Annotated in this window: 9 protein-coding genes; 4 read left to right on the top strand and 5 right to left on the bottom strand. The window is 42.5% G+C overall.

The genetic code is table 11. The features are described 5' to 3' along the window. Window positions 1–545 (top strand): CHAP domain-containing protein (locus A4S05_RS30220; RefSeq protein WP_141699839.1); only part of this gene is annotated, 545 nt, incomplete at its 5' end. 778 nt (window positions 546–1,323) lie between these two features. Here A4S05_RS30220 and A4S05_RS30225 read toward each other — a convergent pair. From A4S05_RS30225 to fni, 3 genes are all read right to left on the bottom strand, one after another. Continuing rightward, entirely contained in the window at window positions 1,324–1,563 is a 240-nt protein-coding gene (locus tag A4S05_RS30225) for a hypothetical protein (protein ID WP_069073466.1), read from the bottom strand. Between the two features lie 377 nt (window positions 1,564–1,940). After that, a complete protein-coding gene (gene sppA, locus A4S05_RS30230) occupies window positions 1,941–3,776 on the bottom strand; it encodes a signal peptide peptidase SppA (protein ID WP_069073467.1) in 1,836 nt (611 codons plus the stop codon). Window positions 3,777–3,972: 196 nt separating this feature from the next. Continuing rightward, complete coding sequence (gene fni, locus A4S05_RS30235; protein WP_069073468.1) at window positions 3,973–5,022, bottom strand: type 2 isopentenyl-diphosphate Delta-isomerase; 1,050 nt, start codon at window positions 5,020–5,022, stop codon at window positions 3,973–3,975. A gap of 153 nt (window positions 5,023–5,175) precedes the next feature. On the opposite strand from fni, the gene A4S05_RS30240 reads away from it, so the two are divergent. Continuing rightward, a complete protein-coding gene (locus A4S05_RS30240) occupies window positions 5,176–5,763 on the top strand; it encodes a Uma2 family endonuclease (RefSeq protein ID WP_069073469.1) in 588 nt (195 codons plus the stop codon). A 53-nt stretch (window positions 5,764–5,816) separates the two neighbouring features. Here the strand turns inward: A4S05_RS30240 and A4S05_RS30245 are convergent, their stop codons facing one another. Together A4S05_RS30245 and A4S05_RS30250 are read right to left on the bottom strand one after the other, a co-directional pair. Further along, a complete protein-coding gene (locus tag A4S05_RS30245; RefSeq protein ID WP_069073470.1) occupies window positions 5,817–6,209 on the bottom strand; it encodes a hypothetical protein in 393 nt (130 codons plus the stop codon). A gap of 526 nt (window positions 6,210–6,735) precedes the next feature. Then, window positions 6,736–6,990 (bottom strand): hypothetical protein, encoded by a 255-nt coding sequence (locus A4S05_RS30250; protein ID WP_141699840.1) that lies wholly within the window; start codon window positions 6,988–6,990, stop codon window positions 6,736–6,738. A 160-nt stretch (window positions 6,991–7,150) separates the two neighbouring features. On the opposite strand from A4S05_RS30250, the gene A4S05_RS30255 reads away from it, so the two are divergent. Together A4S05_RS30255 and A4S05_RS43775 are read left to right on the top strand one after the other, a co-directional pair. Beyond that, the coding region (locus tag A4S05_RS30255) for an NACHT domain-containing protein (RefSeq protein WP_256091268.1) at window positions 7,151–9,312 on the top strand (2,162 nt) is incomplete at its 3' end. 130 nt (window positions 9,313–9,442) lie between these two features. Further along, the coding region (locus A4S05_RS43775) for a HEAT repeat domain-containing protein (protein ID WP_370684500.1) at window positions 9,443–9,668 on the top strand (226 nt) is incomplete at its 3' end.

Consider the following 9,668-nt stretch of genomic DNA (forward strand, 5'->3'; position numbering starts at 1 on the left):
ACCCAGTGGGTCAGGAGTGGCAGATCCAAGGAACGAACGGTGTAGATAATACTACTGCTTTACTGACGCAGCCAGTAGGATTGGACTACTTTAAAACTCGCCCTGAGTTCTATACAACAGGTAATATATTTTGGAAGAACAATTACGCACCTATAGGGCTGCAAAATCCTGATAACACAGGGACAGAAGGAAATTGTACTTGGTACGCTCATGGTCGTTTAAAAGAACTGGGTGGTAATGCTGCTGCGCTTAATTCAATGTCTGGTAATGCTAATCAGTGGCATAATCAGCTTTCCAATGGAGCGACCATTGTAGATAGTAATGATGTGCAATTTGGTGATATTGCACAATGGACAAGGAATGGTATGAATCATGTGGCTGTGGTTGAGCGTGTTTATATTGATAGCTCTGGTGTTAAAAAAGTTGTAGTTTCAGAGTCTCACTATAGAACAAATTATGATGGCGGAGGAGAAGGTACACTACATCGAATTTTTGAGTATCGTGCGGATAACCCTGACAGATATATTAGAGTACCTAGAGCTTAATGCTTAAAGATTAGGGCTGAGATAGAGAGCGATCACTTTTCTATTCTCATAGGTTTATACCAATTCTATAGGGTTTGAGTAGCAGGCGAACCGAAAACCGGGATAAGCTTGAAAGTCTTATTAGATAAGGATTATATCCAGAACTAAGGCCATTGACGCTCTGCTTATTATCGAGTCACTACTCAACGAGAAAATAAGGGTTTCAGCTTTGAAGTATGTTTGTATTACTGGTGTTATGTCTCCTAACCCGGTTTTCTGCGCGAATGCTACTCATACCCCGGTAACTTCCGACTTCAACTTACAACAACACGGCGCTAGTTGGTGGAAGTTGGAACCAAGGGTTGGAAGCTAGCGGTTGATTAATTGCGATCGCGCTGTGACTGCGTTGCAAAATGTCAATAAAACAACGTAAGTGACCAAAAAGCTGATTATTTCATTCACTAATCCAGGCGATTAACCCAGACTTATGAATAATACACATAGCAAACCTACTTAACATAGATTATATTGTTAAACTTCGTGAGCGATCGCTGGAGGAGTTTTGCCGCTGGGTGTACCGCTTCATGGACAATGCTCAGTTTATCTCTCCTCAATATCTAGCTGAACAACACCAGAAATTTGCTCGTGCATTAATAGATCGGTATTCTTCCAAAGCTATATAAATCAGGATTATTGACCCAGATGACTTTATGCTGGGCAAAAGTAAAAGTGGAGGCACTGGCTAATTAGTACAGAAACCCAACCTAACCCGAAATTCCGGGTTAGTGGTAGTTCATGCTCAATCTTCATGCCGTAATTGCCATACTGCCCCAAAAGCGGCCCCAGCCCCAGCTACCAATCCAGTACTCATTCCTTGGATAGTTTTTTGGATTGGATCTTGGGTTAGGCACTCACTGGTAACTTTATTGTCTCCCAAGCAGAGATTACTTTCTGCCCAACCAGCAGTACCTCCTAAAATTACACCAGTGATACTACAGGAAACAATTAGCAGCAAAAGACGTTGTGTTTTTCTAGCCATAGATGGATGTTTTACTCAATTTTGTATTTTAGACTTTAAGTTGGAGAAGGATGTAAATACACTTGGTCTAAATAAAAAATTTTAGATTTTTCTATACTTGAGCCACTGTTGAATCGGGCTGCTTCAGCAAAATTCCAAATCTAAAATTCTGTCAAAGGTTGGAAATTGTAGTTGACTCTCAACTACTTTACACATCTGGGCAGCAAATGTCAGCTGGTTTATGGCTGATGATGCAAACTCATGGGCCTCGCTGTACTGGTCTGTCTTTAAAGTTATTGGTGTAGGTAATTGGTCTTTCAAGACGCGATAAATCGCGTCTCTACAATCTGCGTTTTGGGTTTATCTGAACTGTATTGAGTAGATGCTCAAAACAGCATCTACTCAATTTTCAAGTTGAAAGGCAAGCGGGCGTAAACCCCTTGTGGATCGTTCATCCTTTGCAGAATCTCTACTTCCTGTTGCAGCTTTTGAAATTCAGTGGTGAGGGGATTGGATTGTTTGAGTTGCGTACCCTCAATTCCTAAAGCAGTCTGCGCTTCTTCTGTTACACGCCCAAAAAAGCGTTCTCCGAAGCTGCTAGTGCGAGGATATTCTTGCACTTCCCAGTCTTCTCCTAGTTTCGCCTGCTTGGCAGCATAAGCGATCGCAGTATTCAAACCACCAATTTCATCCACCAAACCAATTTCTTTGGCCGCCACACCTGACCAAACCCTTCCTTGGGCAATTTCTGCCACTTTTTGTTCTGGGAGTTTGCGACCTTGAGAAACTTTATTCAGAAACATATTATAAATGCGGTTAACACTGCGCTGATAAAGTGCCAACTCTTGAGGCGATTTCGGACGCGAAACTGTTTGACTATCAGCATAGCGTGCGGTTTTCACCGAATCCCAGGTAATACCATTATCATTAGCCAGCTTTTGCCCATTAAATAGTACTCCAAACACACCTATTGAGCCTGTGATGGTATTTGGTTCGGCAAAAATGCGATTGGAGTCGCTAGCAATCCAATAACCACCAGAGGCGGCAATATCACCCATTGAGACTACAACTGGTTTTGCCTCACGAGTTAATTTCACTTCTCGCTGCATGACTTCAGATGCGGTAGCGCTACCACCAGGACTATTAATTCTTAATACAACCGCCTTCACATCCTGATCTTGTCGCAGTCTGTTGAAGATTTTGGCAAAGCGATCGCCTCCTACTTGCCCATCTTCTCCTTTACCATCGACAATTTCGCCTTCAGCATAAACTACGGCAATTTGATTTTTTGAGCTACGTTCTACACCCAAAGATTTGCCGGAAACTTGGGCGTAGCTATTCAGGCTAATTTGACGAAATGTTTTGTCTTCTTTATCGCTATCTGTCAACTTTTTGAGGTCAGTTACCACTTCATCGGGGTATTGTACTTGATCAATTAAACGGCTGGTTTTGGCTTGTGTGGCTTCTAGTAGCGCCTGATTATCTGCGATCGCTTGTAACTGGTTAGGTTGAATTTTCCGACTTGCGCCTACAGCAGTGCGCCACTCTCCCCAAACATCATCTAACAATTTCTGAGTTTGTTCGCGGTTTTCTGGACTTAACTTTGTCAAGAGAAACGGTTCAACAGCTCCCTTAAATTTCCCCACTCGCACGACTTGAATACCAATGCCATATTTCTGCAATGCTCCCGCTAAGAATATCGGTTGTGAACTCAAACCGTTGACTTCCATCATTCCTAGAGGATTAAGTACAATGGAATCCGCCACTGAACTAACGTAATATCCTTTTTCACTCCAATCACTGCCATAGGCGACAATTTTTTTTCCAGCAGCGCGAAACTCTTCCAGTGCTTTCCGAATTTCTTTCAGGGAAGCGTAGCCGACATCACTAGCTTGGCTTGCGCTTGTCGCATCCAGGTAGATCCCGATAATTCGCGGATCGCGTCGAGCCTTTTCCAAAGTTTCCACAACTTTGCGGAGTGTTATTCTTTCTTCATCCACACCTGATATTGTGTTTTGAAACAGTTGGTCTGAACTAGGTTCGCCATCAGTAATTTTCATTGACAAGTCAAAAACCAGCACTGACTTATCTTTCACATTTGGCCCAGTATCTTTAGAGGAGGTAGCAGCCAATATCAGGAGAAACAGTCCAGTGGCTCCCAAACCACCGAAAATAATTAGTCCTAGTAAGGTGCCAACTAAACTAGCAAAAGTTTGTTTAATAAAGTTAGTCATTAGTCATTAGTCATTGGGCATGGGGCAAAATAGTTCCGAGTTCCGAGTTCCGTTAGCGGGGCGTTTAGCCCGTTCTGAGTAAAAAAGTGAGATTCCCCACTCAGCACTCATGACTCAGCACTCAGCACTCTTGAGGGGCATTGGGCATTGGTCATTCACAAAGGACAAATGACTAATGACTAATGACCTACTTAATTTATTCTATGCGCTGTAAACTTCCAGAGTGCTTTAACTGATACAAGGTGGTGTTGCCAGTGCAGAATAAGACTGTGGTGATTTCGGCGATTAATACTTCAGCGAGTTCCGCAACTGCTGTCTCTGATGTTGCTGCTGCTTGCAAGAAAGGCATTGCTAAACCAGCTATGTCTGCTCCCAAGGCGATCGCAGTTGCGACATCCAATCCATGACGCAAACCTCCTGAAGCAATTAAGGGCACATTTGGTGCGATCGCTCTAATAGTTGTAATGCACTCTGCTGTCGGTAAACCCCAATCGGCAAATGTCATCCCTAAGCGACGTTGCAAAGGATTTTCTGCCCGTTCACTTTCTACTTTTGCCCAAGAAGTACCTCCCGCACCCGCCACATCAATGGCTGCTACTCCAGCGGCAATTAGTTTCTGTGCGATCGCTGCTGAAATGCCGTTACCTACTTCCTTGGCAATCACTGGTACTGGTATTTTACTGCACAAATCAGATATTTTGTCAATCAATCCCCGAAAATTAGTATCACCTTTGGGTTGAATGCACTCTTGTAGAGGGTTAATGTGTAAAATCAGGGCATCAGCCTCTAAAATATCAACTACGCGCAAACATTCATCTAAGCCATACTTGTAGTTAAGTTGCACAGCGCCTAAGTTGGCAAATAACAGAACATCGGGCGCATACTTGCGGACAGCAAAAGTATCAGCCACTTGGGGTTTTTCTACCGCGACTCGCTGGGAACCGACACCCATTGCAATTTTGTAGTGTTGCGCGACTTGGGCCAAACGTTGGTTAATCATTGCGGCTTGTTCTGTTCCGCCAGTCATGGAAGAAATTAACAAGGGTGCGCCAAGGTGTTTCCCCAGGAAAGTTGTGCTGACATCAATATCGTTGTGGTTTAGTTCGGGTAAGCAAGAATGGGTGAAACGATAACGTTCCAGTCCATTGGTGATTTGATGAGACTGAACATCTTCCTCTAAACAGATCCGAATGTGATCGGCTTTGCGATTCTGAGTTTGTGCAGAGATGTGGGTAGGGGCGTTCACTGGTGGGTATGGCTAAAAATATTTGCTTGCGATCGCTATTGTTACATTGTCTGCAACCGTATTTGTATAACAAAATTATTTATTTTCGCTATCTTTCGGGTACGTTACGCTATTGATAACATACCCATTCCCTCATTTTATGAGTTAATTAATATGGTTTTGCAAACAGAAAAGCGCTACTACACCCCAGAAGAATATTTGGAATTAGAAGAGAAGGCTGAATATAAAAATGAATACAGAGATGGAGAAATTATACCCATGACTGGGGGAACAACTAACCACAACAAAATTGCACTTAATTTTTGTCGCAAGTTTCCTCTGACAGTAGAAGATCAAGCTTATGACATATATATGGCTGATGTTAAAGTATCAATACCCCGTTATCGCCTTTATACTTATCCTGATGTAATCGTCATCAAAGGTAAGCCTATTTATGAGGGAACAGGTACAACAACTATTACTAATCCTTTATTAATTGTTGAAGTCTTATCAAATTCAACTAAAAATTATGACAAAATAGATAAGTTTAAATATTATCGTTCAATCCCTGGTTTTAAAGAATATATTATGATTGACCAGTATAGTTTTGCTGTAGAACAATTTACTAAACAAGCAGAAGGTCAATGGATTTTTAAGGAATATGAAGGTGAAGAGGCAATTTTAGTCTTAGATTCTATTGAATTTCAAATTGCCTTGCGTGATATTTATGAACGGGTTGATTTTGAGTTGATTGAGGAATAAAACTGCGATAACATGGGCATCATTCACAACGAATGATGCCTATTTGTTGCTCATTACGCCGTCTGTGTAGAAGCCGCTTTTGAGTCTGTGGTGGATTTTAACCGCGTAATGGTGGCTTTGCGAATGCGATCGCTTTTGCGTACTCCGCCTGTCATCTCGTATTCCCGGCTGTCTTTGCCATACTTTAACACCACACCACTGACTAAGCGTTCTGAGGTTTCGCGGATATTCTTTTCAAGGGTTTCTATTTGTTCCTTTGCTGTGTCAATGGCAGTTAGCATCATATTATACTGGTCAATCTGGTTGCGGAGTTGCCCGGTTAACTCGGTTAAATGGTTTAAGCTGATGGAATCTCCAAAGTCGAGGCTAGAATCGATTGATTTAAATCCGATTACTCTCTGTTCGGTTTTTTCTAGCACGGTAGAGCTTCTTTTTTGGCGTGGCATCAATGCAGACTTTTTACTAAACTTTATCTTTCTAGAGTGTCTCAATGGAGCGATGTAGTGGTTCAGTAAAACTTGCAAAATAAGGTGTTTTTTGTAATAAGATTGGATTGCTGGTTCAGTAATTACACGACAATAAACTTGTGTTGTGAACGAATAGGGTTGTGTTCTGGACGAATGGGGTTGTGTTCTGGACGAATGGGGTTGTGTTCTGGACGAGCAAGAGAGACGCGATAAATCGCCGTCTCTACAAGGCGTTTTTGTCATCTATTATAATTTTTATCAAAAAACCCTATCCGAACCGGATTGCACGCAATCGAGAAACGTAACAAATAGACCATACATCTTGTAGAGACGCGATTCATCGCGTCTTCTTCATCCCACAATTCATCGCGTCTTAAACCAAGGATGTGTTGCAATCATTAATTAAATTGTTATTAGATTTTTTCACGCAATTAAACCGGATTCCTATATAAATCAACCAATATAGCCACAGCCCATCTCTGCAAGCAAAGAGGGGCTTGTGATATTATTGATCCTCAGAACGGCGATGTTTAGGTAACAAGCTCTTTTTCTGTTTTTCTTGCAAACTGCTGGCTTCTTTTAGGACTGGAATACATTGATTAATCATCCAGATTAAAACCTCGATTGGTGAGTCTCCTTGCTGAATGCGGTTTTCGGCATTTACACCAATTAATATTGTTTGCAGAATTAGCAAGAAAGCGTAGGCGTAGCCCGTCGTAGACATCGCTCTTTGACTTGCACTTTGACCCTTGTTTTTCATTTCGTACCACCTGAATGAGTTGTTGAATACAGCATCTCTTTGGGGTGGTAAACGCAATCAAGGCGGATAAAATCTCGTTCAAATCAGGAATACATGGGTTTGGGGTGGTAAATTCAATTAAGGGTAGCCCCAAACTTTTTGGGATTTGTCTTTGACTGTCATGCCAAGAAAGACTTACGGTTCTGAGGTAAAAGCACGGGTGAAGCGCCTTTTAGAGGCTTTAGTTGATTTCGCCAATTGGGAATTTGAAAACAGTAAGTTTGATATTAAGTTCAAGTGGGAAGCAGAAGACAGTGCCAACCCAAAGCTGATAATCGAGACAACTCTGGTAGCTTTGGAATATCTCACAGAAAAAGATAAACATCTAGGCAAGTTTACCAAACCGCAAATTCGAGAAGCGCTGGTTCTGCTGAAAGACTTTTTGAAGATTCTGGAAGATAACCGCACCCAAACTAAGGGTGTTGATAGTTGGCACTTCACCCTGAAACTGTGGTCAAAGGATAAGAAAAAGAACCTGGATCAATTTGAACAGGCATGGGAAGCTAGTAGACCAGAAAAATCTAAAGCTTTACAGGCGAATTCCGAGAAATCAGACGAGTCTTACTGGCAAGAAATCTGCGGCGCTATGCTGAAAAAGCACAAGCGTCTCACCACAAATGAGTTGCTGTTTGCTGATGATGAGATGAAATTTGAGCTAGAGGCAATTCATGTCCCTTTAGCATTGGTGGAGCGTAACAAACCGAAGAAGTGCAGCGAGGATATTTCCGCAGAACAAGGTTCACGGCTTTACGAACCGAGTTACGAAGAGAAGCAGCGATTTGAACATCAGGCTTTTTTAGAGCAAATTATCGGTGATGGTGTTGGTAAAACTCAAGGACACCGCATTGCTTTAATCGGGGAACCGGGTGCGGGAAAAACTACTCAGTTGCAAACTATAGCTTTTTGGATATTAAACAACAATCTGGGTTTACCAATTTGGATTTCTTTGGCAGACTTGCAAGGAAAGAGTGTAGAAAATTATCTGCTGCAAGATTGGCTAAAGAATGCTTTAGAAGTAGTGCGTGTAAAAGAAGAACAGGAAAATGCTTTTGCAGATTTATTCAAGAATAATCGTGTGTGGTTGTTGTTGGATGCAGCAGATGAAATGTCTTCACCCCAACCATTAACTGAGATTTCCCAGCAGTTGACGGGATGGATGAAAAATGCGCGGGTTGTGCTGACTTGTCGGGTGAATGTTTGGGAAGCAAACGCCAACACTTTAGAAAATTTTGAGACGTATCGGTTACTCAATTTTGAATATCCGCAACAAGTGCAAGAGTTTATTCGGCGTTGGTTTCACAACAAGGATGCAGACAAAGGGGAACAATTATGGAGGGAGTTAGATCAAGCTGAACGTCAGCGCATCCAAGATTTAGTTAAAAATCCTTTGCGGTTAGCGCTGTTGTGTAGCACTTGGCAAGGTTCCGATGGAGGTTTACCGGAAACTAAAGCCGGACTTTATCAGCAGTTTGTGGAAGAGGTTTACAAGTGGAAAGAAAACCGCTTCCCTACCACCGAACAGCAGCAAGAGGAATTAAACGCTGCGCTGGGACGTTTGGCAAAACGGGCAATTGATCAAGAAACGTCACGGTTTCGGCTACGACATAAGTTTGTGCGTGAGGAATTAGGTGATGCAAAACAGCAAAATTCTTTATTTTGGTTAGCGTTAAAGTTGGGATGGCTAAATGAAGTTGGACTGGCTGCGGAATCACCAAAAGAGAAAGTTTACGCTTTTTACCACACCACATTTGAGGAATATTTTGCAGCGTTGGCAGTTGATGATTGGCACGAGTTTTTGAATCATGTTCCCGACAACCCCGCGCTAGGCGTTTATCGCATTTTTGCCCCGCAGTGGAAAGAGTTGATTTTGCTGTGGTTGGGACGTGAGGATGTGGAGAGGGAGAAGAAGGAAGAGTTTATTCAGGTGTTGGTGGAATTTGATGATGGGTGCGGAGAATACAGAGCTTTTGATAGAGTCAGAAGGGGATTTTACGAGTTTCGCGCTTATTTTCTCGCTGCTGCGGCGGTTGATGAGTGGAAAAATTCTTGCAACGCAGATGCTATTGTGGCGGAAATCGTTAAATGGGGCTTTGGCAAGTTCAAGGTTGAACAAAACAAGCGGGTAAATTTTCTCACACCAATCGCAGAGGGAGCAAGGACAGCACTACCTCAGACAAATCGCATAAAAGCGATCGCTGCTTTGGTAGAGTTAATCGGCAATCCACAACTAAATGCTTCTACCCGAATGCAAGCGGCAGAAAGCTTAGGGAAAATTGGCTCTGGNNACCAAAAAGCGATTGATGCTTTGGTAGAGTTAATCGGCAAACCACAACTGGGTTATTTTACCCAATTGCAAGCGCCAAAAAGCTTAAGGAAAATTGGCTTAGGCAACAAAAAAGCGATTGATGCGTTGGTGGAGTTAATCGGCAAACCACAACTGGATGATTCTACCCGAAGGCTAGCGGCAGAAAGCTTAGGGGAAATTGACTCTGGCAACCAAAAAGCGATTGATGCGTTAGTGGAGTTAATCGGCAAACCACAATTTAATTATGTTAGCCGATGGCAAGCGGCAGAAAGCTTAAGGAAAATTGGCTCTGGCAACCAAAAAGCGATTGATGCGTTGGTGGAGTTAATCGGCA

It is taken from the genome of Nostoc sp. KVJ20 (assembly GCF_001712795.1).
In the GTDB taxonomy this organism is placed as follows: Bacteria; Cyanobacteriota; Cyanobacteriia; order Cyanobacteriales; family Nostocaceae; genus Nostoc.

Excerpts from the sequence above, each read along its gene's own strand:
- A4S05_RS30225 (WP_069073466.1), bottom strand. The coding sequence starts at position 1,563 with ATGGCTAGAAAAACACAACGTCTTTTGCTGCTAATTGTTTCCTGTAGT.
- sppA (WP_069073467.1), bottom strand. The coding sequence starts at position 3,776 with ATGACTAACTTTATTAAACAAACTTTTGCTAGTTTAGTTGGCACCTTA.
- A4S05_RS30240 (WP_069073469.1), top strand. The coding sequence starts at position 5,176 with ATGGTTTTGCAAACAGAAAAGCGCTACTACACCCCAGAAGAATATTTG.
- A4S05_RS30245 (WP_069073470.1), bottom strand. The coding sequence starts at position 6,209 with ATGCCACGCCAAAAAAGAAGCTCTACCGTGCTAGAAAAAACCGAACAG.
- A4S05_RS30250 (WP_141699840.1), bottom strand. The coding sequence starts at position 6,990 with ATGAAAAACAAGGGTCAAAGTGCAAGTCAAAGAGCGATGTCTACGACG.